This is a genomic window from Brevibacillus sp. NRRL NRS-603, from assembly GCF_003013445.1.
In the GTDB taxonomy this organism is placed as follows: Bacteria; Bacillota; Bacilli; order Brevibacillales; family Brevibacillaceae; genus Brevibacillus; species Brevibacillus formosus.
In genome coordinates, this window is sequence record NZ_PXZN01000011.1 from 1 (window position 1) to 26,674 (window position 26,674).

A 26,674-nucleotide genomic window follows, 5' to 3' on the forward strand; every position below is an offset into this window, starting at 1 on the left:
GTGCCCGGATCGGTAGGAGTTCCTGTACCCGAATCGGTAGGAGTTCCAGTACCCGGATCTGTAGGGTTGCCCGTGCCCGGCTCCCCACTAGCCTCAACGACAACCTCACCTTGTGTTTGGGCATACGTGGTTGTCGTGAAACCGAAAAAGTTTTGGATGATGAGCAAAAGTGCCACCACAACGATCCAAGATTTCCTTTGCATATGCTCCTCCTGTACTAAATAAAAACTAGCTCATTCCTTCTTTCAGTAGGAAGTGTTAGGGCTGAGATGAGTCGGTTGTTTCCATTCAGCTTGAACGATCAGTCTGTCCTTCGGATCTTTTGCTCCAACAGGGGTGCATGTGACTAAGGTGATCAATGGCTTCTTTTGATCCTCTAGAACTTCTACTTGTGTACGATCTACGACAAAGGCTTTCACGACAACGAATTGGTAGGTTGCCGTTTTCGTCTTGATCTCAATCTCATCGTTAGGTGTTAGTTCGTCCAAGCGATTGAATTGCTTGCCGTGAGTAATCCCGCGATGACCTGCCAGTCCAACATTGTTCACGCCGAATTCCTTGTCTGGCTCGATCAGGCCAACACCTTTACTCAAGGCATGCTTGTCCGCGCCTTCAAAAATCATCATTTCCAGATCAATTTTGGGAATCCGAATCACGCCTCTGGCACCTTCCAACATAGCGAGCGGCTCTTGTATCTTCGGAGCTGGTTGGTCCTCTGATGCAGCTGTTTCTATTTGCTCGCTGACGTTGCTCAGTTGTTCGAACGCTTCGATGAGCTGTTCTTGCTTTTGTGCAGATACCGCCGTTTCCCATTGAGGATAGAAAAGGAGGAATAAGCCTGCCAAAATAAACCCAGCACTTAACAGCACTCGCACATTCTTCAACTCCCTTTTTGCACCGTTAACTCAATTCATCTTTCCTCCCTTGTCCTGATTTTTAGTTATGCTAAACTTTTTCAGAAAAGGCATTCTTCGTTGTACAAATCCTGCTAGTCGAGAACAACAGATTTACCCGCTGTTCCAATTGTGAAAAAATGCCTAGAGATATCATAATCTTTCGATCTAAACAATTTCTGAACATGAAAAAAGCCAGAGGAGAAAGAATCTCCTGCCTGGCTTTTTCGGTCTTGATTTTATGGTTAATAGGCGACGCTTTTCGAAACAAATCCAACTAAAACCTTCCCATTTGCATCGATGGTGGAGCCGTAATACCAATCTCCATGTTCACCGACTATTTGAACAAGTGCATCTCTGACAGCGTAGCCCCTGCCTGGACTTTCTATAGAAGGGGTTGAGAAGAAGTAGCCTTTCTCTCCTTGGATTTTGACAGTCTTAGGAGTAATTGGTGTATAAGAGGTGACCACTGTTTTGGAAACGTAACCTTGATCCATGGAGATAAATTCCGGCTGTGTACCGGATGCTTTGATTTCAAAACCATACCATAGGGTTGCAGTAACGATTGAGTCAAGGGATGGAGCAGAATAAACGTTAGCATTGTCTACAGCTACAATTGTTTTCGAAGGTAGTATTTTAGGTTGTGTATGTGGGGCCGCTGGTTTTGGTGAGGCCGTTTTTTTCACTTGGCTGTTGGAAGAACCACCGCCACCGTTGTGATAGTGATATTCTCCATATTGGAATCCCCATTTTTCGCAGTTTGTTCTACAGGTGTGTCCACCATTTGCATCTGTTCTGCCTGGGTGCGCTTCAATCATTTGAATAGGTAAAAAAGCAAAGCAAAGAATGAGTGCAAGTACAGAAATAATCTTTTTCATAGAAAACCTCCTATGGATTCGCTTTCGCCCTTAACAGATTCAACCCCATCCCGATAAAAACAATCCCCGTCAGCTTGTTGAGAATGACAGAGAACTTCTGATTATTGCGCAATTTTTGCGTAGCGAAGGAAGCAAACAGGGCGAGGAGGCTACACCAGATGCCACCTGTAACGGTAAAGGTAAGGCCAAGAATCAGGAAAGGGAGTGGTCCGGCTTCGGTCGCGCTAACAAATTGCGGGAGGAAGGCGATGAAAAACAGGGCGACCTTTGGATTTGTGACACTTGTCAGGATCGCTTGCAGATAGACCTTTTCACCCTTCAGCTTCTTGGAATCGGCCGCGTCAAAAGCTGGTGATTCCTTCGTCATGAGCATGCGAATGCCCAAATAAACGAGATAGGCGACTCCCAATATTTTGACGATGTTAAAAAGCACGATGGATTGAGCCAAAATGAGCGACAAGCCGAAAGCAGCCAAGAGCGTGTGAATGAGTGAGCCTGTCAAAATGCCGAGAACGGAAAGAATACCTGCCTGTTTTCCTTGCGAAATGCTGCGGGTGATGATGTACATTGTGTCTGAGCCGGGTATCAGGTTCAGCATGATCGCAGTCATCAGAAATGCTTCATAATGAACGATTCCAAACATCTCTTCTCACTCCTCATCTGTCTATAAAATAAATATAAATTATAGAATAGTCTGATACCTGACGCAACACGGAAAAATGAGGAAAAGCCCCTGAAGCAGATCAAGGAAGGTGTGCCATGATCGCGAGGGGAGCTTATTCTTCAGCAAACAGATTACGGCGTTGATGCGGTAGCGCGTATCCAGCCTTCTTTTCCATCAGACACAATCTGGTACCAGCCATTCATATCTGCGATGACTTGGAAGGAACCATCTGCTACCTGACCGATCTTCTCATATTCTTCACCGGGACCTGCAAAAACATCGATTTTTTGAGTGGCAGGGGGAGTTAGATCCGTCGTTTCTGTTGAGCCGTCAGCAGGGGAGGTCGCTTCTCCTGACCCAGTTCCCTCGGGCGTTTCTTCAGAGCTCTCCTCCAAATCAGCCAGCTTTTCGATATAAGCCAAGCCATTGTCCTCGAGCTTGAACAAAGCGATTTCGTTTTCGCCTTTTCCTACCGGATTTTTCATGATCACATGCTCGGAGTCCTCTACGCTGAGTTCATCAGCCTCAACCGAAAAGCGCTTATCAAGTGACTCTTTTGTCAAATTTGGAGAGAGTGCCGTGTAGGCGTTAGCACGCTCCTTGCCGGATGCACTCACGATAATCACAGGCTTTTCTTTAGTTCCGAGAGTATCGTCGATCTTAGCCTTTGCCGATTTCATGTCTGCATCGAGCGACTGATCCAAATAGAGGATCGAGTCATTTGGCATTTTCGCTGCGAAATAAAGACGTTGATCTGCCTCAGAGAGTCCAAATGCGTAAAGCTTTGCTCCCCAGCGATCTGTGCCAGAGAGCATATCGGTGAACGTTCTGTCTGGATATCTCAATTGCAATAAGCGTGCTGGATCGTATTCCAACCAGAGCTTTTCCAGATCGGACAGGAGTTTAGCCGTATCCTGGAGCGGATTCAACTGTTCGTACAATTCACGTGCTTTGGTGAACTCGAACGATTTGATGTATTGTTCTGCCTGCTTGAGCTTACCCTCCAGATAGCGGGTGATCGAATCAAGGACAGGTGAATCACTGGACAGCACATCCTCGATTTTGCGATAGGCGGCTGCCATGTCAACGAAGGCACTCAAATCCTTCGAACGAATGACTTCCTTGATTTCAGCTAGCGCATACTTTTCCAGCTGATTCACTAACCAATCAGTTTCGATACCCAGTTTTTCGTAATGGCGTATGCTTGAAGCCGTTTTGGTGATGATGTCTTCAAAAGAAGCAGAATCGATCAGCGAATGCAGCTTTGTCTTTTCATAGTCCTGGAACAAGGCCGTGAGTTCAGCCTGCTTCTTCTTTTTGCCGCCGTAGTATTCATCTGGAATGGCAAGGAGTGTTTCAATGAAAGATTCGTCCTGATAGTTTTCCTTTTCGAGATTCGCTTGTGCCTGAGCCTTGGCTGTTTGCAAGGCATTCAAGTAATAATCGGAAAAGCTCTTATCCATACCCAAGCGAGCGGACAATTGCTGGAAAAACATCGCCGGTACGTCTTTTTGGTTCTGGTAATTCTTCTTGACAGCTTGATATTGTTCATAGATTGCACCGATCTCTGCGACCTTTTTCTCCGAGATGGCCGAACGCGAGTACTGGTGAAGCCCCTCGAGCTCAGTACGGATAGCTGTCAGTTGGAGCATGATGGAATTCCATTCGTCATCCCCGTAGGACAGGACAGCCATATCATGCGCACGAGAAAAGGTTTCCTCGGCTTGCAGCAGGTTCTTTTGTTCATAAAACGCCTTTGCCTGTTTATACAACGTTATCTGCTTGTACCCGAATCCGAGCTTGAACAGAACAGCGATCAAACCCAAGGCAAAGAGTCCGAGAAAAATATTACGGACCCAGAGGGACCTATGATAGGGGGAAATAGGCAGCATAAAGGGCTCCTCCTTCACAGTATGCCTTTGAAATCCGGGTCAAACGCGTAATGCGTATCCACCCTGTTTTTGGTAGAATGATATAGTTGTTCCCAACCTTCATTCTTATGGGTTTGTACCATTTTTGCCAATCGCAGAAGGCGCTCGCGAGGCAAAAAATCGATAAATTCGATAATCAGATCCTGATACTCGTCCACATAAGACTTCATGCGGAGCGCTGCACCTGCCACTTGACCGATGAGCTGATCCCCGTTTTCCAGCAACAATATTTGATTTTTATAACGTCTAACATAGGTAAGCACGGATTTTTTGACGAGCGAAGGCTGGACCTTGATGACCTCGCGCACATATTCCATGAAGTCCTTGTCGTACATAGACGGGATGAGCGTTTCGAGCTCCAGCTCCATGTCTTTGCGCAGGACGTAATGATTGAGGAACATGATCTTGCGTATCTTGATTGTATCGGAATCGATGAAATGCCCGATCTCTCTCGTTTTTTCATAAGCTTCCTTGAGATGTCCTTCTTTGACGTCGTTGCCCACTTCCTCCAAATGACGGAGTAGTGACTTCTTGAGCGTCTCCATTTCCCGCGTTAAAAAGTGTTGAAATTGTACGTCTCTTTCATAGATGCCGTATTTTTTCTGCATCACGAAAAACAGGATGAACAACACACAGCCAATACCTCCTGCAAGAGCTAATTGCAGTAGAGTCTTTGCAGAAAGGACAGCAAGACAGACGAACAAGCCCAAGAGCAAAAAGCGCGTCTGCACATTGCGGCGTGTCACCGCATGGGAAACCTGGCGGATCGGTGTGTAGGCTCTCCCGCAGGTCTCACAATGCGTCTCCCACAGGACATGGTACGTATGGCATCGTGTGCACGCTTGAATTCTTTCATACGTATGAGTGGTTTTACGGGTTTTGCGAAAGTGGACGCCGATTCGTTTTCTCATGGTGAATCCCTCTTCTCATTCAGTAAGGCATGAAGATGCTGGTCGATTTCGGCGTTGGAGAGATTGCGCCGTTTCAGTCGCAGCAGCTTGAGGAATCGGACCGCTAGCAGCAAAAAAGCCGCAAACAACAGAAAGTAAGTTAACATAAAATTTCTCCTAACGAAGTTGTCGAAATCTGTAACAAAGAATCATGTCGTATCGTATTACGAGTAAGGGGCAATCATTCTAGTACTTTTTTATCATCTGTCTTCTACTTCTTGAATCTAGTGGTAATAGTGTCATAGTCTTACTTTCTTTGCAACACCTCACAAATTCTTTGTAACGAACAAGAAAAGGAGCTCTTATGCAAATAATACGATTCCGAATGTTATGTCGATACGTAGCATGTCTTGCCCTGCTCTTGGTCAGTGTCCTCTCTGTCACTCACTCAGGCTTTGCGCAAACGAGCGGAAACAATATGGACGCTGTCCTGGTCGTGGACGTAAGCAACTCCATGACCCAAAGCGATAAGAACAAAGTCAGCAACGAAGCGATGAAAATGTTCGTCGACATGACGTCGATCCAAGCGAACAAAATCGGTGTAGTAGCCTATACCGACAAGATCGAGCGGGAAAAAGCACTGCTTGAGATTAATTCCGAAGAAGACAAGAACGATGTCAAAGCCTTCATCGACAGTCTGCAAAAAGGAGCCTACACCGATATCGCTGTCGGGGTAACGGAAGCAGTAAAGATCCTTGATGCGGGACGCAATCCAAACAATGCGCCGATCATCGTGCTGCTGGCGGATGGAAACAACTATTTGAACAAAGCATCAAGCCGTACCCAAGCGCAGTCTGATCAAGAGCTACAGCAAGCTGTGAAAGAGGCCAAAGACAAGGGCTATCCGATTTACACGATTGGTTTAAACGCAGACGGTCAGCTTAACCGCACGACACTACAACAGATTGCTGCGGAGACAAACGGTAAATTTTTCGAAACGAGCACAGCGGACAAGCTCCCGCAAATTTTGAGCGAAATCTTTGCGAATCATCTGAAGCTGAAGGTTGTCCCGGTTAAAAGCTTCGTCGCAAACGGTCAAGCTCAAGAGATTCCGATCCCAATCCCGAATGGCAGCGTCATGGAAGCCAACATCTCGATCATGTCGCAAAAAGCAGTGGAAGTGAAGCTGTATGACCCAGCGGGCAAGGAAGTACAAATCCCTTCCAACCAGGTCAGACTGTCGAAGTCCAATGCGTACACGATGATTAAGCTGGTCAAGCCACAGCAGGGAGATTGGAAGCTACAGGTAAAAGGTGCCCCGAAGGAAAAAATCGATATTAACCTCATCTTCAACTACGATCTGCAATTGGAGATGGAGCCAGTCACAGCCAAGAGCTTCAAGGCTGGCGATGTCGTGCCTATCAAGGCTGCACTTGTTTCAAACGGACAGAAGGTAGCGAGTCCTGATCTGTACAAGCAAATGAAGGCGACGCTGATCGTCAATGACAAGACGGACAAGAAGACGAATGAGGTCGTCCTGAACAATACGGGCAACGGGTTCGAAGGCAGCTTTACAATCCCGGCTGACCATACGTATGAAATAAAAATCAAGGCAGAAGATACTAGCTTTTACCGGGAGACGAAGCCACTCCTTGTAGATGCTGCCAAAACAGCAGGTTCTGGAGCGAGCAAGCCGAGCACAACCACTGATCCTGCGGCAGAATCGAAACCATTTCCATGGATGACCGTAGTAGGAGGTACCGTGCTTCTCATCCTGTTGATCGGTGCAGGCTTGTACGGACTGTCGATCTATCGCAAGGCGAACAAGGGCTTCGCGGGCCAAATCGCCATCGAAATCGTGGATGAGGACACAGGTGAAAAGTCTAACCCGCAGTACAAGAAACTGAACGCGTTCAAAGGAAAAGTGAAGCTGCACCAGCTCTTGCAGCTCGCCCCTGAGTTTGCGGAGACAGAGAAGGTCATCTTTTTACCAGGGAAAAACGATACGCTGATCATCGAAAACCGTTCGAGCTGCCGAATCGAAAAGGCAGGACGTGTACTCGATGCAAGCAAAGGCAAAGAGCTGAAGAAAAACGATCGCATCAAAATTTCGTTAACGAATGTGAACAAGTCCTTATATGTAGATTACATCGTCTAGGAGTGAGTCGATTATGAAAGCAGTTGTGAGAGAACACATTCAACAATTGGACGTATCCCTTGGCGGAGGAATCGTCAGTGACAAGATTCGCGTAGATACAATCGATAACCCGATGCTCGTCATCGGTCTTGGCGGTACAGGGATTGATGCGCTTTTGCGCCTGAAATACCAAGTGAACAGACGCTTCAAGCTGCCGGTAGACCAGCTTTCCAAGAAGCGCAAGGAAAAACCGGACAATATTGAGTTCATCGCGTTTGAAACGAATGAGCATGACCGCAACAAAAAGTACAAGGGCATCGGACTTGATCCAGTGACGGAGTTCGTACTCCTGTCCAACCCTGAGATCGGCGGTGTGTTGCAGAATCGCAGCATTCTGGAGCCGTACATCACCGATTGGCTCTCGCCAGAGCTGACAATTACGGACGGAATCAGCGGAGCATCAGGTGTACGCCAGGCAGGTCGACTTCTTCTCTTTACGAAAATTACGCAAGTCGTCCAAACGATTGAGAAAAAGATCAAGATGCTGTGTGAGGGCACGAACAAAAAGCTGACTGTATTCCTCCTGAGCGGTTTGTCCGGGGGAACGGGGAGTGGTTGCTTCCTCGACATCGCCTATATCGTACGAGGCATTTTGGAGCGCGACTTCGGCAGTGCGGGGGTAGACAAGGTGAATACGCTGGGCTACCTGTTCACGCCTGACGTCAACCTGTCGAACAAGAGTCTCAGCTCGCACACACGCGACTACATCATGAAAAACGGTTATGCGGCCTTAAAAGAGCTGGACTACTGGATGAATGCGGATGAGCGCAATGAGCGTTTCCGCCAGCAATACGGCAACGTGCTCACCGTGCAATCGCCAATGCCGCCATTCAACCTCTGCCATTTGATTTCTGCGACCAATCTGGAAGGCAAAGCATTGGAAAACGCCTACGATTACTGCATGAACGTGACGGCGGAGAACATTACGAACTTCATGGCGAGCGAAGAAAAGCGCTCGGGTGAAGAGTTTGCCATCCACGACTATATCAGCAACATCCGTACGAACATCAACCAGATGCCAAAAGCGTACGCAGCCAACTACCAGTACAACGTCATCGGTGCTTCCTCTGCTGTCTTGCCGATCGAAGAAATGACAACGTACTTGGCATATCGCTTGTTTAAAAAGATGGAAAAAATGTTCACGGTAGCCCCAACGCAAGAGGATGCGGAGAAATTCGCCCGCAAGCTCGGAATCGACATCGACTCGATTTCCCGCAAGTTCGAGGAGCGCGTTCCTGAACCGTTGCCAGGCTATGAAAACAGCGAGCGTCTGAACTACAGCAACGTGATCACCCAGCAAGTCGTGAGCATCGACCATGAGCTGGAGCAAGGCTATCTTGCCAAAGCGCGCGAAGCGTACATCAAGTCCAAAAAGCAGATGCCAGGCGACATGATCTCTGTTTTTGGCGAAATGATCACGCGTGTATTCCTGCACCCGCAGCAAGGACCATTCTATGCGTCCCGTCTGATTCATTCGGACAAAGGCTACTGCCTGATGAAAATGATCCTCTCCTACATAGAGAGCCTCAAGGCGAATTTGGAGAGCTACCCGCCTGAGATCGAGGGCGCACGAGAGAACGCGAATGAAAAGCTGGGCGATGCCCGCAGTGCTTTCATCTCCAAGGAGAAGAAGAAAAACAGCTACATCGAAGCGAAGATCAACGAATACCAGCTCCTGGCTGATCAGGAAAAGCTGGAGCAAATGATCGAATTCTACGAAGAGCTGCACCGTTTGTTGAATGCAGAAAACAATCGCATTTATAACGTATTTACTGAGATTTTGAACGCACTCAACCAAATTTTCGAGCAAAACGGAGACATCCTGATCAACGGCGGCGAAGAGAGCGACCGCACTGGCAACAAGACATACTACTGGAACATCGTCAGTGTGCCGGATATCTCCAAAGTCGTCAGCAATATTCTGGACCAAAAAGATGCGGATGACCTGATCCGCGATTTCACCAGCGAGCTGCTGCGACACTCCGATCAGTGGGTCAAAGAGCAGGAGCTGGATATCGTCAGCTCCATTTCCGAATTCCTCTCGGAGAAGTTCGGTGAGGTGATCACCAAGTCGATGGAAGAATTCCTCGTGATCAAATACGGTCAGGACGAGACACTCGATCGCATCGTAGAGCGCAAGATTGCGAGCAAGCTGGATGAAGAGGCGATTCCGGTCTTCCATCTGAGCAACAATCTCGGCAATATGCACTTCCCTTCTTGGGGTTTTGTATCCGTGCCACTGAAAGCACCATCGATCTTGAAGGGGATTAAAAACTATCAAAATACAGCGATTAGCGGATCGCGCTTTACCGTCAAAGAAAGCGAAGTCAAAAACCGCATCTTCTGGCTGAATACGAAAAACGGTGTTCCGCTGTTCGCTTACACACCGTTGAAGGTCTACGAGGAGAGCTACGAACGTACAATTCTGGACAGAGAGGGTATCGGACGCCACCTCGTTCAAACGGAAAAGAACAACTGGGCGTACCTCCCATCCCCTATTCCGGAAAAATCGTGGGGAGATACGTACCAAAACGGGCGGATCAAAGCGTACAACGCCAAAGTACGCGAGCTGTTTGACCGTGCGATGCGCTACGGAGTCATCCGCGAAAAAGGCAGCGACAGCCAGACCAGCAACCGTTATGAATCCATCGTGACAAAGCCGTTCTCACTGGCTACTTTCTTGGCTAAGCACCAAGCGCAAGGAGACGCGACCAAGCTGAGCCCTGGCGAGATCAAGCGTGCATTGGTTGAGCTCAAAGGCTTCATGAAAGATGGCCTGGAGCAAGAATTTACGCGTGATGTGTTCGGCAGTATCAATGAAGAGATGGCAAAAGAAAACCTGATTCGCTATCCAGAGCAGATTCGCCTGATCGAGCAAGAAGTGCGCAAATACGAAGAAATCGAGGCCAAAATCCAGGAGCTGGAGCAGATCGTAGGTGCCATCAAGGACGAAGAAGAGCTGGTTACCCGATTCATCGAAGCTCTTTACACAAGCACCATCTGCAAGCGCGGTGCGCTGTACGTCTACGACAAGGATGAGGAAGAAGATGCGTGGGAGCCATTCATCAACCTGATGAAGGTCAACAAGCACGTCGAATTCGCTATCTATGAAAAATTCCGCGCATTGGATCACAAGAGCATGGCAACCATCCAACGCAAGGCTGCAAAACGCAGTGACGCGATGACTTCAGCAGAGGATACGCAGCAGTTGCTGGCAAAACTCGATGAAATCGCAACTTCTTTCCAAGAAACGAAAAACGATCTGGAATACGACCGCGACGAATATGTAAACGGTGAAGAGTTGTTCCAGTTCTACAAAAAGGTCTGGTCAAAGGTAAACGATATGCGCAAGACGCTACAATAAACAATTAGGATCGTTTGATAACCGAGGAGGACGCATGAGGGATTTGATTGGAGAGTTCGCGACCCAATACGTTACGGAATTGGAAAGACAACTGGATAGCGGAAACGGACAGCGAAGCATTCAAAACCCCGTGCTCTTCCTTTTTCTCGGGGATAAGAGCATAGAGGCATTGCAAGCTGTTCTTGCCCACAACGAGCGCAATTGGCAAAATGGTCACGGTGTGCTTTATGTCCATGCGTATCAGGACAAAACGTGGGAGCATCCGCAAGTAATCGGCTGCCGCTTGCCGCAGGCAGATGACGACAAGAAAAAGATGCGTACTTCAATCCACGAGCGTTTTTTACTCGATGAAGCTGTCACCATGGAACTGAACAAGGTAATGAAGCTGGCAAGCGTGCGGGTAGCGGAAATGGGCAAGTTGTTCACTGCTTTTCAGCAAGTCAATATTGCCGTCGTGGCAAGGGCAGATGACCCTGCCACGATTCTTTTGCCAGAGCTGACGCTACTGCTCAAGGGCTACCTCAATGAGCTATTTAAAAACGTATCAGTCGATCTGTACGTCCTGCTTCAGGAAAAGAACAACGGGGAAGCATTCGGGTTCTCGACAGCGCTCTCGGTCAGCTTTTTGGAAGAGGTCAATCGCTATCAGCGGAGTGACTACAGCTATCGGGCGAACCTCTTGGTAACGGAGGATCTCGTGAAACTCCCTGTGGAGCATGTGAACGCACCACTGTTTTCACTGGCGTACCTATTAAGTGACAAGACAGAGCATGGCTTGTTTATCGAAGGCGGCATGCAGGAAAATTACGAGCTGATCAGCAAGCTGGTGCTTTTGAACAATAAAAAGGTAGAGTCGGAATTCCATGAAAGCAGTGACGGCTATAACAAGCTGCAATTTATGCGCAGCATCACGGTGGATCACGGGCAGACCAAGTTTGCTTCTGCTGGTCTCTCCAAAGTGAAGCGACCGACTCATGCCATCGCGTTTACGGTGCTGTCCGCAGTATTTGACCGCTATTGGGAGCGACTTCAGGACGGAGAGGTTTTGCCGAAAACAAAAGCGAGAGAAAAGCTCGGATTGACTGCGCATGATTTGCAGCGAAAATTGGCTGGCATTCTCCCGGAGGATCACATCTTGGAGGAAATGAAGGGTCTCATGACCTCTGGCATCAGCTACAGCGAGCTTTGCAGTATGAATATGCGCGAAGCGGAGCTGGCTTTGTTTGACGGCAGCAGCCAAGCCTTTTTTGAGGCGAATGTCGTTTCCGGGGCGCGCAAACGTCTGGAGCACATGCTGTCTCAGGAGTCCTTGGCTGATTTGATTCAGAAAGCAGTGATCGAGGATGAACGGCTTGGGCTGTATGCGGCTTACTATCTCACAGCCGAACACGCCAATGGAGCAAACCTGCTGGATGAGCTGCGCACAGGCATTCGCGAGACATCGCGACAGGTTGAACAGATTAAAGCCGAGCTGGTCGATCTCTACCAAGAGCGGGTGGATCGGCAGGACATTCGTGTAGGAGGGTTTTTCACACGGGATAAGGAGCGTGTGCGGACCTTCATTCGCCATTTGCTGGACGCTATTTATGGCAAAAAGCTGGAGCTGCTGGATTGGGAGATGATGCTCTCCATCCTTGTGAGCTATGAGAAACAAGCAGAGCAGATTCACCGGCAGTTAGGTGAGCAAGTCGAGCAGTTGGAAGCCTTGCATAAGCAACTGCGGGAAATCGCCCAGACGAGCGTTCGGGAAGCGACTGATTACTTGGGCAAAAACGTGGACGAATATTACGAATCGGTCGTCCATGAAACGATCCGGTCATTGGAAGCTTCACGCGGCAGTGATTTTTACATGGAACAACGGTATATTGGCAGCGGCGCTCTGCTCAGCGGGAATCGACTCGCCGGACTCGTGGAGAGGCTGTGTCAGTTTTGCCGGAACGAGATTCTCACCCGTGCGCCATTTGCTTTATCTTTTGAGGCGGAGCTGCTGGCGCGTGCCAACGTCGGGGCTGCTTACGATAACCGAACCGTGCTGACGAAAGAGGATTTGTTCCTCGATCTGGCATTGGTGCTGGAAGAGCGGGCAGCGGTTCACATCGAAGTGTTCCATTTCTTGCAAAAGCATCGTTATGAGGAGAAGTACTTGTTTGCCGATATTCACAACGACTTCGTCCAGTATGCGCTGCACAAGGATGAGAGCACACGAACCTACAAGCTGGGCTGCATCCACGAGGAACAAAAAAGCGGGATAGAAAAAATGAACCTGATGGGTGGATTCGGCATGGAAGAGTTGATGTTTTACCGCAATAACAAGAAATACCATGCTTCCTATGAGGACAGCGGGTTTGTCTTTCGCCGCGTGGGAGGAGATGAGTCGTCATGAGTCAGAGAAGGGTAAGCTTACTCATGCTAGTGTGTAGTCTGGTAGGTGGCGTGATCGGATTTTTGGTCGGGGAAGTCATGCTCGGCAAGCTGTCCGGAGAAATACCGCAATGGTTGTTAATGGGACTTTATTTTGGTCAATATGCTTTTTTCGTAGGATTGATGTGCCTCATTGCGGAAATGATCTCGCCTCGACTGAATGGAGTTGGATGGAAGCAGCGTTATCTGGGCTTTTCCTGGAAAATGCTCGTGCCCAGCACGTTTTTGATGGTGGGTGTAGTGGCCCTCTTGCTTCAGCTGCTGTACGGGTCATCCTTTCAACAGGCCAGCGGAGCCAACAATATTATCATGGTTCTGGATACTTCGGGCAGCATGCAGTCGTCTGACCCGGATAACCAATTGTTCAAAGCAGCAGCCGACATGGTGCAGCGCATGGACAATGACATGAACATAGCAGTGGTTACGTTTCACGATCAAACGAATGTGCTGCAACCCCTCACCGAGCTGAATAGCCAGGCCGCGAAGGATGAGGTTGTGAAGAAGCTGCTCCAATATCCGCGAACGGATGGAGGCACCCGGATCGACCTGGCACTGCAAGCGGGGCTGGACCAGCTGCAAGCCAATCAAATGGCGAACAGTACGGTCGTGCTGATGTCAGACGGCTACAGTGATCTGGATGTCCCTGCCGCACTGGCGCCCTACAAGCAAAACCAAGTGATTGTCCATACGGTAGGCATGAGCCAAATCGATGCAGACGGAACGGCGCTGCTTCAAAAGATCGCAGCCGAGACTGGCGGCAGCTACTTCAATGTTGAACACGCTGACCAAATGACAGGAATCTTTGGTCAGATTTACGATATGAGCCGAACAGACCGCAATATTGTTTCCGAGCGGACAGGAGCGACAGAAGATAGCATGTTTTACGCCATTACCCGTGTGGTCAGTGTTCTGATCATTGGTGCTTTGCTCGGTTTGGCGCTGGGGCTGATTTTTGACAATCGCCATCTGGCCAAAAGCTTCACGATTGGCGGGGCGGTATCAGGACTGTTAGCTGGACTCGTTTTGGAAATGGGTCTGTCGTCGATCGACTTGCTCGATATGGTGGTACGTTTGCTGGCGTGTTCCTTGCTCGCTGTCATCCTGACATTGTTCACTCTCTTTGTGCCAGCTTCCACGAGTGGCGGAGCGTCTTTTGCAAAGCGCAGACTGAACACCAGACAAAGCCCCCGTGCTTTGGACGCCGGGAACCAGAGCAGCAAGCGGTTTGATCTGTAAAGGGAGCATGATGAATCATGATTAATCGGGAGGAAACAACAGAAACCTTCATCAAGGACGTCACCTGCCAGCATCAAGGGAGCGAATATGTGCTCAATTGGCATTGGGCGCAGGATATTCCGTGCGTGTACGTGCACAAGTCGCAATTTGGCGCCCCTTTTGACGTAAACGAGCTGGATGATCGTCAGTTCAAGCTGTATACCCGAGAGGAATACAAAGTCCACAAAGGGCTGCGGGAAAAAACAGACGGCATCGGCAGGTACACATACCGCATTTTTCCTTGCCGATTGGAAAATGGCAAGCCGATTCTGCTCATGCCAGACGGGGATGCCCATGTGATCCACGTCAGCACAGGAAAGGCCAAAATCTACTACTCGTTTAAACGGGGCGGAAGCTGGTTCAGCAAGCATCAATCGTTGCAGATTCGCATTTTTTCAGAGATTCCGATCGCGCGTGACGTACTCTGCTACGTAAAAAAAGAAGGCTCTCCTCCCGCCCACAAGGATGATGGTACCCGATACAATTTCATTCGTGATCTCGAGCCCGGTGTCAATCTGATGCCGGAGATCGAGGTCAGGAAAAAAGACGTCGTCCGCCTGTTTTTTACGGATGGGAAAAAATACGGAGAAATGTACGAACTGATTCCTGAATAGGAGGGGATGCGCCATGCTGTCGTTTTTGAAAAACATGTTTGAAAAGAAGCCGCAGGTCAAGGAACGGCTTCCTTTTTACGATATTGTCTGCCCGTACTGCTTCGCCAAATACGGACCGGACGAAGTCGTCTTTCGTGCCACGCATCATCGCCAAGACGACGAAGACTACGCGTTGCAGGAGGATGAGATTCTCAATGCGTATCGGGATAAATTCGGACTGGATGCTATCGACGAGCTAGAAGCGGTGATCGATCCAGAATCCATCCCGTCGGAAAACCATTTGTACGTCGATAACGTCCTCGCAGGTGTGACCGACCGATACGGCATGGTTTCCAAGCGCAGACTGTGCCCGAAATGCCACAACGAGCTGCCGATTACGGCGGGTAAAGCGCCGAGCAATATTATTTCGATTGTCGGGGCGTCCCAAGTCGGGAAGTCCGTTTATATGACCTCATTGATTCATACCTTGCAGAACACGACTGCGAATCACTTCAATGCAGCGTGTATGCCGCTCAATGCGCAGATTAGCCGCAAGTTCCGGGAGAACTATGAGGCACCCTTGTTTGAACGCGGACAGCTGCTTGATTCCACGCAAAAAGAAAAGCGCCAGGAGCCGTTCATCTTCCAGTTCATTTTCAAGGATAGCGACAAGGCACCGTTGATCCTCGTGTTTTTTGACGTAGCAGGCGAGGGAATGGTCGACCGCGAGTATTTGGAGCTGTATGCCGCGCATGTGAAAAACTCATCTGGCATCTTGTTCTTGGTCGATCCGCTGCAAATCAAGACGATTCGCGATCGGGTTATGCTCCAAGCAGGGGATGAGCCAGGGGAATTCACAGCAAGGTACGATGAGCCGCGTGAGGTCGTCATTACGCTGTTTGAGAACTTCATCGGCTACCAAGAGCAGAGCAAGACCCATATTCCGACTGCTGTCGTGTTGACGAAGAGCGACATGCTGCATCTGATTAAGGAAGACGACGGCGAATACATCAAGTCCAACAGCAATGTTTTCCGCAATTTCGTCCATGAACAGTATTTAAATACGACTGAATTCGAGAACATCGATGGAGAAATCCGCCGATTCATCGAAAAGGTGGATAGACCGTTTAAAGACGCGTTGGATGTTTACTTTACGAATACGGCCTATTTCGCTGTATCTGCGCTGGGGAGCAATCCAGTCAATCAAAGGGTGAGTGGTGTCGTGACGCCGATTCGCGTCGATGAACCGTTTATTTGGTTGATGCACCAGCTTGATTACATCGAGGGGAGGGAGCTGTAGTGAGCAACCGTCAGCCCATTTTGCAGCAGTACTACACCCGCGGGCGACAAGGGGTTTTCCGTTCGAACGAAGGATACGATACTGTCGCCAAGACGCCAGGGCTGGATAACCAATTCATCAAGAAAACGCTCCATCCTTTTTGCGTGTACGACGCGCCGCGACAGCTTCAAGAGCGGGCGGAAAGCAATCTGGCGCTCTTTCCAGAGGCGCTTGTCAGCTTCCAAGCCGAATCGGGAGAGATGGTCCTCGGTAGAAGTGTATTTGTCGGAGCGGACTTTACCGGGCAGCGCAATACGTTTTTCAGCCACAACTATGTCATTCCGGCAGATCGTCGGGACGAGTTTATCAAGAACCCGAGCAAGATCTTCGGAGTGCGCACTTTTGCAGATCGCCACGACGATGCAGCGGGCAAGGAGCTTCCTGCCGTCGATGATATTCCCTCAGAAAAAGGCTTGTCGCAAGACCGAAAGCAGCTGCTTGGACAAATGGGGGTCGATGAACGTTTATTCAAACAGCTTCTCTTTGCGGTGATGTCCTCGCTCGCAGCGAAAAAGAAGGTGTTCATCAGCTTGGATGTGGATATTAGTGCCTCATCCAAGAGCGCTGTTCAATTGTTGGAGATTTTATACAGTTGTCTGCCTTATGAGATGCGCAGACATTTTGGTTTTCTCACGTTTAGCAACGAGCCGCAGAGCAAGAAGCATATCCACGTCACGTTTGTGGAAAAAGGCAGCATTCGCCCAGGCGGGGGGCATAGCGACAAAGACTTTTTGTTCGACTTCTCCCTTGGTCGCGTTCAGAACGTCGATTTGCAGGACGGAGGACACGAATATCTCGACTTTGCCTGGGAGTATGTGAATGAGCAACGGATTCTGGATGCGTTCCACGAATTTTGTGAGGAAGTGCTGGCTGGGGCAGACCATGCACTGGCCTTGAACATTCGCACGTACTATGAGCTGTGCGCACTGTATTTGATTGAAAAGGGACGAACGTCCGTGTATGAGAGCAAGCGGGCGGGCGTTTGGCAGGCATTGAACAGCTATTTGGGGCACGGCAGCTTGACACGCAAGAAACGGCTGATCGAGCTTCAGGAAATGCTGATGCGGATCGAAGTAGAGGCGCTTTCGTCCAAACAGCTGCCTGACGGCGAGACGATCAAGCAAATGATTGAATCCTACCGTGTCACCAGGCAGGAACGCCTGCAAATGGATTTGATCCGCTTCCTCATGGACGTGTTGATGAAGGCCAAGACCGCAAGACAGAGCAGCTACGTCGCAGAGGTGTACAAGCATTTGTCCAGCAACCGCGAGCTGTTTGGCTTTATGATGCGGACGATTTTTGGCTATCCGCAGTTGGTGAAGCCGCTCTTTGAGGATTATATGACTGAGCGGGTAGCCGCCGTGACCAGCTTGGACCAGATGCTAAAGGAAATCCGGTTTTGGACGGAAACAGAACCGCAAGCTATGCGCAATGCCGTCTTCGTAGCTACGACAACGGAAAAAGTTCTGCGTCTATTTGCGCGGGAACGCCAAAAGCTGGCTGCCGCGATTACCATCCACCAGTTCTTTGAAAACATAGATGGGGCACGCAGCTATGCCGATGAGCTGTTGGATGAGCTGGACAAGTCCTTGATGAAGCTCGTCGCGCTAGACACGCTATCCAAGGATGATTTTCAGGTTCTCATCGCCCTTTTGGAGGAGAAGCCACAGAGCTTTTTCGGAACGCTGGATATGGAGAGCCGCCACAAGCAAGAAATGCTCATGAATCTGGCGAAGCTGCATGAAGAGAGAAGCACGCCACACCCGGCAGAGTTTTTCCGAAAATGGGATCGGGAAGCGATTTCCGTGCAGCAAAGAATGATCCAGAATATGTTGAGTAAACCGCTCCATGCTGACGAGTTCCCGCAGGTGCCGCTGGTCTTTTACCGGGAAGACCATTTTGGTCAGGAAGGATTCCAGTTTGCAGAATTGCTGGTGTATGTTCAGCAAAATGGTGGGGAAGCCGTTACCCTGTCCTTTATCCAATGGACGATGAGCCAGCGGATGTTTTTCGAAGGAAAGTATTTGCTGCCAGCATACAGACAAGCATTGAAGGCATTTTTCCTCGAGGAGAAAGGCAAGAGATTACGGGATAAAGAATGCCGAAAACGGTGGTATGCGATCCGAAATGCTGATTTCCGCAAGCTTTTGGACGAGGTACGCAGCGAAACAGCCAATCCACTCGTGAAGCTGTTTCGGCACAAAGCTACGGTGATATCCAGCGCAGTTGTCTTGCTAGGTGCCGGAGCGTGGGGAGGCTATCTGGTTTGGGGAGGTACAAGTACGCATGTACAGCCACCTGAAACACAGCCTGAACCGACCCGTCCACCGGCTGTGTTCGTACCGGTTTATCGGTTGATGATGGACGAGCCTGACATCCAACCTGTCCGTGAAGTTCTTGGAAAGCGAAGCCAAGATGCATCTACGGGTGGGCAGCCTGTTCAAACAACAACACCATAAGGTGATAATAACGCCAACGCGGTCTGCTCTAGTAGGAGCGACCGCGTAATTCGGGTGTAGTTGCTGTCATAGAGACCCTCAAAATAACCATTGACAAAATATTTTATTTGTGTTATAATAAAATATTTTGTTATTGAAAGTACTCCTCGCTCCGTGATAAAAAGTAGTTGTGTGTTAAAAAGGTGTGAGGAGGAATAGGGTATGAAAGCTAATACAGGTATGAAAATGATTCCGTTACAAGGAGAGGCATTTGGCAAGCCAATGGTGATCAATCCCACCTTGCTTTGGGATGATGACCGAGCGGTATTAGTAGATACAGGAATGCCTGGTTCATGGGAGACCATTCGTCAGGAAATGAACCGTGCTGGCGTACCACTTGAGCGTTTACAGGCTATCATCTTGACGCATCAGGACCTTGATCATATCGGAAGTCTTCCAGAAATCGTTCGTGAGCTTGGCGGGCAGGTTGAAATATACGCGCATGAGCTAGATCAGCCGTACATTGAAGGCACACGCCCTCTCCTCAAAGCAAACCCCAAAATCATGGCCCCTATACTTGCGATGTTGCCTGAAAAGGAACGCGAGCACTTGCAAAGGCTTTGCGAAAATCCGCCAAAGGCAATGGTGCACAAGACACTGGCAGACGCAGAGATTCTGCCGTATTGTGGGGGAATTCGCATTATTCATACTCCCGGACATACGCCGGGGCATATCAGCCTTTATGTAGAAGATAGCAAGACCTTGATAGCAGGCGATGCTATGGTGTACATGAACGAAGCACTACGAGGACCGATTCCGCAAAACACTCTCGATATGGAAATAGCAGTAAACTCATTAAAAAAATTCGAGAACTTGGAAATTAATAGGATCATTTGTTATCATGGAGGCATGTGCCAAAACAACGTGCAAGAGCAGCTTTATGCTCTGATACGGTGAAGTAGTCACATGATCTTGCACGTTAAAACATTGAATCCAGGTTGGAATATGTGGATATAAGAAGCGTGGAGGACACCAAGCTGGAGTAATCCCTATGGTGTCTTTCTCATTTTATCCTTGCAACGTCTTTTGCGTTGTTTGTTCGACTCCGGAATGGGAGACTGGTATAGTTGGAGAGGTTTTGTAGTATTTTTCCAGTGACTTATCTGAGCCTGTCCAACGAGCCAAGGCAGCCAACACAGCAAACATGCCTTTTTGCAGGAAGCGCGGAATGATTGGGAGGTAAAACTGCCCCATCTGAAAGATCGTTCCCAAGAGGAGAATATTCTTCGGGATATATTGCTTGATAAACGGCAAATAAAAGCTGCGCCCGTCTGTGTCGAGCCCGTATCCACAGCGGACAAACGCTTCAAAAGTACCTGCCGGACGGATTTCGACATGGAAGCTGACGAATTCGTTAGAGGGGTTGTGGAACCCATGAACCTTGTCTGTTGGGATGTTTAGCTTCTCTCCCGGCTTCAGGATTACTTTTTTTCCATCAATGGTTACCTCTAAATTTCCAATTACACCTTCAAAGGTTTCGACAAGTTTTGTATGATAGTGTAGAAAAATCCCGTTATCTGGTGGAAGATCGGTACGGAATAACAAATATTCGCCATTCGTTTCTTCCGTTGTCTTTAAAAAGGTGACCACTTCATTATTGTGGGGGTTACTTACACTGCGACTTAGATTTGACAAAACTATACCTCCTTGAAAATAGTAAAAAGAGATTATATTAAGACAGAATATAGATTAAATATAGATTATTTGTTGTGGGGCAACAATTAAAAAGATAGGATGTTCTACCTAAAGATGGAGTGGATAGTATGAGCGGCATGATCGTGGTTCCAGGTTATAGGGTGGCAGAGTTTCTTTCCACTCATTCAAAATTGGGAATTTATCGGGGGTACAGAAATAACGACAATCTCCCCGTGTTATTCAAAGTACCGATGGAAGGACCTTCCCATAAAGAATCTCTGTGGAAACTGAAGCATGAATATCGCATTCTTCAATCACTGGAATCCAATGCAGTGGAAACGATCATCGAACTCGTTAATCATGGCCGTGAGACGGTAATGATTACGGAAGATTTCGGGGGAGTGCCGCTCTCCTTGCTGATGAAAATGAAAGGACTGTCGCTGAAGGAGATGCTCTTCATTGCAGTCCGCATGGCTTCCTGCTTGAAGGAAATCCATCAGCACGGAATCATTCATAAGGATGTAAATCCCGATCATTTCCTGGTTCATCCTGAAACCTATGAGGTAAAGCTGGTTAGCTTTGGGTTGGCGACGAAATGCCACCAGGAATACCAAAGTGTGATGAACCCAAAAGAATGGAAGGGAAACCTTCGCTACGTCTCGCCGGAGCAGACGGGGAGAATGAATCGCACCGTCGATTACCGCTCCGATATTTATTCTTTTGGTGTCACGCTCTACGAGTTATTGACTGGAAAGCTGCCCTTCTTAACTTCGGACATGCTTGAACTCATACATGCTCATATGGCGAGAAAGCCGCTCGCTCCCTCCAGTGTCAAACCATCCGTTCCAGAGGTTTTATCGGACATTGTGATGAAGTGTCTGTCTAAAAATACAGAGGATCGCTACTTTAGCATGTCGGGCTTACTGGCAGACATGCAGCGCTGCTATGACCAGCTTGAACAAAACGGTTTGATTACGTCTTTTCCGCTTGCTTTAGAAGACCGTGCTGATCACTTGCGGATTCCAGAGAGGCTGTATGGACGTGAGCAAGAAATCCAGATGCTTATCGATGCATTCGAGCAAGTCACAAACGGCGCTACGAGGATGGTTCTGCTCAGTGGTTCTGCAGGCGTGGGTAAGTCTGCTCTCGTGCTGGAAGCCCAAAAAGCGTTTTTGAGAGGCCGGGGACGTTTTGTTTCAGGAAAGTTTGATCAATATAATCAAGCCGTACCATATTCGGCCATCATTCAAATCTTTCAGGATTTGATCAAGCAGTTATTGGCAGGCCACGAACGCGAGCTGCTCGCTTGGCGAGAGATGATACTCGACGCCATGCAAGGACTTGGTCAAGTGATCGTGGATGTCATTCCACAGCTTGAAACAGTGATCGGTAAACAGCCTGCCGTACCTGAGCTGCCTGCAGCAGAAGCAAAAAATCGCTTTCAATGGGTGATGCAACGCTTTATTCGGATTTGGTCGCGACCAGACCATCCACTCGTCTTGTTCCTGGATGATTTGCAGTGGGCGGATTCTTCTTCGCTTTTCCTGATCCGAGAGTTGGTTGCGGATATGCAGATCAGTCATCTTCTATTGATTTGCGCTTATCGTGAGCATGATGGCAGTATGATGAATCCGTTGATTGCCATTTTGACAGAGACAGGTATCAAGAGCCGCATTTTGCGCCAATTCACGTTATTGCCGCTTCGAGAACACGAATTCAATGCGTTAGTAGCGGATACATTGCATAGTGATCCGGACATGACGAAGCCGCTGGTTACGATTATCATGCAAAAAACAGCCGGCAATCCGTTTTATGTAAGAGAATTCATTAAAACACTGTATGATCGCAACTTGCTGTGGTATGTGAGAGAAGAACGGAACTGGCAATGGGATTTGGCCGAAATCGAGAAGCTGGGTACTACGGAAAATGTGGCCGATTTTCTTGTTGAAAAAATGAGAAGATTGCCTGATTCTACTCAGCAGCAGCTCGCTTATGCTGCCTGTCTGGGCAATTCGTTTTTGCTTCATTTGATAGCAAAGTCACGGAATCAAACGGAGTCAGAAGCCATTCAGCATATATGGCCTGCGATTGAGGAAGGTCTCATCTATCCGATTGAAGGAGCGGAATATCTGACTTACGCTGCGCTTGTGGAAGAAGAAGTGGCGTCTCAGATGAGGATTCGTTTTCGTTTTGTGCATGATCGGATTCAACAGGCCGCCTATTCGTTGTTAGCTGAGGCAGAGCGCGGACAGATGCACGTCAAGCTGGGCAGGATGATGTGGGAAATGTCTCAAGTAAGTGAATCTGGCTTCCTGTTCGAAATTTGCGATCATATGTATCGGGGCAAAGAGATACTGGAGGATCAAGCGGAGCGCATGCATGTTGCGCACTGTCATTTGCTCGCTGGGCAAAAAGCGAAATCCTCTGCGGCATTTGAATCCGCCTTGCAGTATTTCCAGCGCGGTCTCGAGCTGGTAGGGGAAGAGGGCTGGCAGCGCGATCATGATCTGACCATGGAGTTGTGTGCGTTGTCTGCGGAGACGACGTACCTCTGTAATCAATTGGATGAGGCCAAACAATTGTTTGAACGCGGGATTCAGCATGCCAAAACAGACCGGGAACGAGTCCGCATTTTGGAAATGGAAATTCGCATGTATACGCGACTGGCTGAATTTCCGCGTGTCATGGAGATCGCAAGTGAAGCCTTGGGGTTATTGGGCGTACCGATTCCGAAAAAGCCTGGCAAGCTCGATATCATTAAGGAAATGTTTCATATCAAGCGCCTCCTCAAGGGCCGGAAAATAGATGAGCTGCTGTATTTGCCGGATGTTCCCGATGAAAATTATCAGATGGCGATGAGCATCATCAGCTACGCCGGGCCATCTGCTTACTATGTCAATCTCAATTGGTTTGCTTTAACGATATTGCGTGCCCTTCATCTGTCGCTCGTGCACGGAAACGCAGTCGCCTCCGCAAATGGTTATACCGGTTACGGGATCGTACAAGCTGCCCAATTCGGAAATTATCGGGAGGCTTACGAATTTGGGCAATTGGCTTGCCGTGTAGCAGACAGCTTCGCCGATCCGATTGCCATGACGAAGGCGTATGGCGCGTTTGCCCTACTGATCAATCACTGGTGCGAGCATGCGCGGACGAACATCCCTCTCTTGAAAAAAGCGATTCAGCTCGGCTTGGACGGCGGGGGCAACATTTATGCAGCCTACAATGCCCATGGGCTTTTGGAGGCCATGCTCTATTGCGGTGTGCCGGTGGAAGAATTGGAGCAGCAAATCGAGGAATACAGCGATATGATTCAACAAATCAAGGTCGTTGATCACGATGATCGGCTCCTGTTATTGCGCCAGGCTCTGCATACTTTTACACGGTGGACGGACGATGAACGAACGGCGTTTTGCCATGATGGCTTTGACGAAGCTGCCTATGTAAACAACCTGCAAAAAGAAGGAAATAGCTACAAGCGGTACATGTACCACTACTATAAATCGATGGTTCATCTCATGTACGGGAACCACCTGGAGGCTGCCGAGCTGCTGGCTGAAGCGGAGCAATGGATGGATTCAGTAAGCGGACAGGTTCTTGTCAGCCAGCAAGTTTTTATGCAAACACTGGCATTGACAGGGCTCTATGAGATCGCCAGCCGACAGGAAAAATCGAAGTACGGGAAAAAAATCAAAGCAAATCTCAAAAAAATGAAGACGTGGGCAAACGAATGCCCGGAAAATTTTCAGCACAAGTGGTTGCTGATGTACGCTGAATGGCTCCGTGTCACGGAGAAAAAACAAGAAGCCGGTCCTTTTTATGAACAGGCAGTCCAACTTGCCAAAAAAGATGTTTTCTTACAAAACGAGGCAATGGCAAATGAATTGGCCGCCCAGCATTACTTGGCCCTCGGACTCGAAACGATTGCGAAGGCATACATGACGGAGGCGCACGAGGTTTACATGCTTTGGGGAGCGGTCGCCAAGGCACGGGAGATTGGGGAACGGTACCCTTATCTTTTGCAACGGGCAAGAAGCTTGGGCGCTTCCGCCGAGATTGCCACGACTGACCAGACAGCAGACCTCGTCGATTTAATGAGTGTCATCAAGGCGTCGCAAACGATTGCTAGCGAGCTCCGCTTGGAAATGCTGCTGGCGACGATGCTGCGCACGGTGATGAGCAATGCAGGTGCGGAGAAAGGAATCCTCCTGCTGAAAAAAGATGGTGACTGGCTCATCGAAGCGGCAGGCTCTGTGGATTTGGACGTGGAGATCATGCAGTCTGTCCCGTATGAGCATAGCGGGATGCTCTCTGTTGCTGTCGTGAATTACACCATTCGTACGGATGAGATGCTAGTGCTCCACAACGCTTCAGTGGAAGGCGTCTTTTTCCGCGATACGTACATTGCGAAGCACAAGCCGAAATCGATTCTATGCTCCCCGCTATGGCAGCAAGGAAAAATGATCGGTGTCATTTATTTGGAGAACAATGAGACGACACATGTGTTCAACGAAAAACGCTCAGAACCGCTCAGACTGATCTTTTCGCAAATTGCAATCTTTATTGAAAATGCGAGACTGTATCATCAATTGGAGCAATGGAATCAATCCTTGGAAAAAATCGTGACAGAGCGTACCAATGAGATTCAGGCACTTTTGCAGGCGAATAAAAATCTGTTAAACAATGCGGGACAAGGCTTCCTTTCTTTTTCCAAAAACCTGCTGGTCCATTCCGAATACAGTCGCGAATGTCTACGGATTTTTGGCAGAGAACTGGCTGGGGTATCGGTCGCAGAGCTCCTTTACCCAGATCGCCCTGAGGACAGCAAGTTTATTGAATCTCTTTTGGAAAAGTACTTTGAAGCAAAAGACCAAGGGCAAAAGGAGCTGTATCTCAGTCTGTTTCCTACGGAAATCCAGATCAATCAATTGCCGTTGAAGCTGGCATGTAAACCGATATATGAAGATCGGCGAGATTCCCCAGAGGGCTTGATGCTGATCCTGACTGATATGAGTGAACAGCGGGCGCTCAAATCAAAGATGGAGCGAGAATGGCAAAGGTTGAATATGGTCGTAACTGTGGCAATTAGTCTCCCGCTCTTCCAAAAGGTACTGCGAGCTTTTGACGCTTTCTTTGAGGATGGGTGGAAGCAGGTCCTGAGAGAAGAGATTGCAGAAACCGAGAAACTTTTCAAACTGATCGCTCAGATTCATCAGTTTAAAGGTGACTTCAGCCAATTACATTTGATTCATACACCGCAAAAGCTACATGATTTGGAGTCGTGGTTGATTCAATGGGCAAAGTCCGAAGAGCGCCTATCCGATGAGGGGGAGCACGCCGAGCAGGCGTTCGCAGAGGTGCAAGCTGCGATGCAACAGGATTTGTCAATCATGCAGCACAAGCTCGGGATCGGGTTCCTGGATCATAACGAGCATGTGTACCCCATTGCAAAAGAGCGATGGGATAGCTTCGAGCACGAGATCACCAGTCTGGTACAGGGGGAAGCTCAGCAGGAGCTGCTCCTCAGCATCCGTAAGCTGCGCTATCGTCCCATGAAGGACATGTTGTCCCGGTATGAAGACTATGTAAGTGAGCTCGCTATCCGTCTGAATAAGACCATCGATCCGGTCCAATGGGATGCAGAAGAAGTGCTTGTCGATCCGGAGCGATTCGAGAATTTTGCGAGGAGCCTGGTTCACGTATTCAACAATGCGATCGATCATGGAATGGAAGAAGAGCAAGAACGATTGGCATGCGGAAAAGAACGCAGCGGCAAGATTCAATGCCGCATTTGGCAAGAGGATACTTCCCTGTGCGTCACGATTCGTGATGATGGGCGGGGCGGAGATATGGAAAAACTACAGCTGGCATTGGCTGAGCATGTCACGGTACAGGAACATGCGAGTCTCGTATCGGGAAGAGGAATTGGCCTGTCCATTGTCAAGCAAGAGGTTGAGCAGTTGGGCGGAACCCTTCAGGTTCATACCCAAAAGGGGGAGGGTACACTCTTTACCTTCCGAATCCCATTGGAAGACATTCGCTAGACCCATGGAAAAAAACTGAGGCGACAGTGCCTCAGTTTTTTTCATTGATCGA

Annotated in this window: 17 protein-coding genes; 9 read left to right on the top strand and 8 right to left on the bottom strand. The window is 48.8% G+C overall.

What is annotated here, in order from left to right; all coding sequences use genetic code 11:
- The 7 genes from C7R94_RS06020 to C7R94_RS30225 all read right to left on the bottom strand — a co-directional run.
- A partial coding sequence (locus tag C7R94_RS06020; RefSeq protein ID WP_199197921.1) for a hypothetical protein occupies nucleotides 1-203 on the bottom strand: 203 nt, incomplete at its 3' end.
- Nucleotides 204-245: 42 nt separating this feature from the next.
- Complete coding sequence (locus C7R94_RS06025) at nucleotides 246-875, bottom strand: class D sortase (RefSeq protein ID WP_106779074.1); 630 nt, start codon at nucleotides 873-875, stop codon at nucleotides 246-248.
- Nucleotides 876-1,138: 263 nt separating this feature from the next.
- Nucleotides 1,139-1,771, bottom strand: a complete 633-nt coding sequence (locus C7R94_RS06030; protein ID WP_106779076.1) for a YHYH domain-containing protein — start codon at nucleotides 1,769-1,771, stop codon at nucleotides 1,139-1,141.
- A 10-nt stretch (nucleotides 1,772-1,781) separates the two neighbouring features.
- Nucleotides 1,782-2,414 carry a LysE family translocator gene (locus C7R94_RS06035; RefSeq protein WP_088909962.1) on the bottom strand — a complete coding sequence of 211 codons (633 nt, stop codon included), beginning with the start codon at nucleotides 2,412-2,414 and terminating at the stop codon, nucleotides 1,782-1,784.
- A 152-nt stretch (nucleotides 2,415-2,566) separates the two neighbouring features.
- Nucleotides 2,567-4,327 (bottom strand): SH3 domain-containing protein, encoded by a 1,761-nt coding sequence (locus tag C7R94_RS06040; protein WP_106779078.1) that lies wholly within the window; start codon nucleotides 4,325-4,327, stop codon nucleotides 2,567-2,569.
- 14 nt (nucleotides 4,328-4,341) lie between these two features.
- A complete protein-coding gene (locus tag C7R94_RS06045) occupies nucleotides 4,342-5,277 on the bottom strand; it encodes a hypothetical protein (RefSeq protein ID WP_106779081.1) in 936 nt (311 codons plus the stop codon).
- On the bottom strand, nucleotides 5,274-5,423 hold the full coding sequence (locus C7R94_RS30225; protein ID WP_007724683.1) for a hypothetical protein: 150 nt from the start codon (nucleotides 5,421-5,423) through the stop codon (nucleotides 5,274-5,276). The genes C7R94_RS06045 and C7R94_RS30225 overlap by 4 nt, the downstream gene beginning before the upstream one ends.
- Before the next feature lie 197 nt (nucleotides 5,424-5,620).
- Here C7R94_RS30225 and C7R94_RS06050 point away from each other — a divergent pair, with 197 nt between their 5' ends.
- The 8 genes from C7R94_RS06050 (at nucleotide 5,621) to C7R94_RS06085 (ending at nucleotide 19,840) form a co-directional block, all read left to right on the top strand.
- Nucleotides 5,621-7,414: a vWA domain-containing protein gene (locus C7R94_RS06050; RefSeq protein WP_106779083.1), complete on the top strand. Its 1,794-nt coding sequence runs from the start codon at nucleotides 5,621-5,623 to the stop codon at nucleotides 7,412-7,414.
- Nucleotides 7,415-7,427: 13 nt separating this feature from the next.
- On the top strand, nucleotides 7,428-10,817 hold the full coding sequence (locus tag C7R94_RS06055) for a tubulin-like doman-containing protein (RefSeq protein WP_106779086.1): 3,390 nt from the start codon (nucleotides 7,428-7,430) through the stop codon (nucleotides 10,815-10,817).
- A gap of 34 nt (nucleotides 10,818-10,851) precedes the next feature.
- Nucleotides 10,852-13,200, top strand: a complete 2,349-nt coding sequence (locus C7R94_RS06060; RefSeq protein ID WP_106779088.1) for a hypothetical protein — start codon at nucleotides 10,852-10,854, stop codon at nucleotides 13,198-13,200.
- Nucleotides 13,197-14,474 (top strand): vWA domain-containing protein, encoded by a 1,278-nt coding sequence (locus C7R94_RS06065; protein WP_106779091.1) that lies wholly within the window; start codon nucleotides 13,197-13,199, stop codon nucleotides 14,472-14,474. The genes C7R94_RS06060 and C7R94_RS06065 overlap by 4 nt, the downstream gene beginning before the upstream one ends.
- Before the next feature lie 17 nt (nucleotides 14,475-14,491).
- Nucleotides 14,492-15,127, top strand: coding sequence for a hypothetical protein (locus C7R94_RS06070; protein ID WP_047070094.1), 636 nt, complete (start codon nucleotides 14,492-14,494; stop codon nucleotides 15,125-15,127).
- Between the two features lie 13 nt (nucleotides 15,128-15,140).
- Nucleotides 15,141-16,406 (top strand): TRAFAC clade GTPase domain-containing protein, encoded by a 1,266-nt coding sequence (locus C7R94_RS06075; RefSeq protein ID WP_106779093.1) that lies wholly within the window; start codon nucleotides 15,141-15,143, stop codon nucleotides 16,404-16,406.
- Complete coding sequence (locus C7R94_RS06080) at nucleotides 16,406-18,904, top strand: GAP1-N2 domain-containing protein (RefSeq protein WP_106779096.1); 2,499 nt, start codon at nucleotides 16,406-16,408, stop codon at nucleotides 18,902-18,904. Before C7R94_RS06075 ends, C7R94_RS06080 begins: the two co-directional genes overlap by 1 nt.
- Before the next feature lie 201 nt (nucleotides 18,905-19,105).
- On the top strand, nucleotides 19,106-19,840 hold the full coding sequence (locus C7R94_RS06085; RefSeq protein ID WP_106779098.1) for an MBL fold metallo-hydrolase: 735 nt from the start codon (nucleotides 19,106-19,108) through the stop codon (nucleotides 19,838-19,840).
- 111 nt (nucleotides 19,841-19,951) lie between these two features.
- On the opposite strand, the gene C7R94_RS06090 is transcribed toward C7R94_RS06085, so the two are convergent.
- Entirely contained in the window at nucleotides 19,952-20,578 is a 627-nt protein-coding gene (locus C7R94_RS06090) for a cupin domain-containing protein (protein WP_106779101.1), read from the bottom strand.
- Nucleotides 20,579-20,706: 128 nt separating this feature from the next.
- Between C7R94_RS06090 and C7R94_RS06095 the strand changes: the two genes are divergently transcribed.
- Entirely contained in the window at nucleotides 20,707-26,622 is a 5,916-nt protein-coding gene (locus tag C7R94_RS06095; RefSeq protein ID WP_106779103.1) for an AAA family ATPase, read from the top strand.
- The last annotated feature ends 52 nt before the right edge of the window (nucleotides 26,623-26,674 follow it).

What these genes read in the sequence shown, in the direction of transcription:
- C7R94_RS06040 (WP_106779078.1), bottom strand. Translation starts at nt 4,327, where the DNA reads ATGCTGCCTATTTCCCCCTATCATAGGTCCCTCTGGGTCCGTAATATT.
- C7R94_RS30225 (WP_007724683.1), bottom strand. Translation starts at nt 5,423, where the DNA reads ATGTTAACTTACTTTCTGTTGTTTGCGGCTTTTTTGCTGCTAGCGGTC.
- C7R94_RS06075 (WP_106779093.1), top strand. Translation starts at nt 15,141, where the DNA reads ATGCTGTCGTTTTTGAAAAACATGTTTGAAAAGAAGCCGCAGGTCAAG.
- C7R94_RS06050 (WP_106779083.1), top strand. Translation starts at nt 5,621, where the DNA reads ATGCAAATAATACGATTCCGAATGTTATGTCGATACGTAGCATGTCTT.
- C7R94_RS06065 (WP_106779091.1), top strand. Translation starts at nt 13,197, where the DNA reads ATGAGTCAGAGAAGGGTAAGCTTACTCATGCTAGTGTGTAGTCTGGTA.
- C7R94_RS06095 (WP_106779103.1), top strand. Translation starts at nt 20,707, where the DNA reads ATGAGCGGCATGATCGTGGTTCCAGGTTATAGGGTGGCAGAGTTTCTT.
- C7R94_RS06070 (WP_047070094.1), top strand. Translation starts at nt 14,492, where the DNA reads ATGATTAATCGGGAGGAAACAACAGAAACCTTCATCAAGGACGTCACC.
- C7R94_RS06060 (WP_106779088.1), top strand. Translation starts at nt 10,852, where the DNA reads ATGAGGGATTTGATTGGAGAGTTCGCGACCCAATACGTTACGGAATTG.
- C7R94_RS06035 (WP_088909962.1), bottom strand. Translation starts at nt 2,414, where the DNA reads ATGTTTGGAATCGTTCATTATGAAGCATTTCTGATGACTGCGATCATG.
- C7R94_RS06085 (WP_106779098.1), top strand. Translation starts at nt 19,106, where the DNA reads ATGAAAGCTAATACAGGTATGAAAATGATTCCGTTACAAGGAGAGGCA.
- C7R94_RS06055 (WP_106779086.1), top strand. Translation starts at nt 7,428, where the DNA reads ATGAAAGCAGTTGTGAGAGAACACATTCAACAATTGGACGTATCCCTT.
- C7R94_RS06045 (WP_106779081.1), bottom strand. Translation starts at nt 5,277, where the DNA reads ATGAGAAAACGAATCGGCGTCCACTTTCGCAAAACCCGTAAAACCACT.
- C7R94_RS06030 (WP_106779076.1), bottom strand. Translation starts at nt 1,771, where the DNA reads ATGAAAAAGATTATTTCTGTACTTGCACTCATTCTTTGCTTTGCTTTT.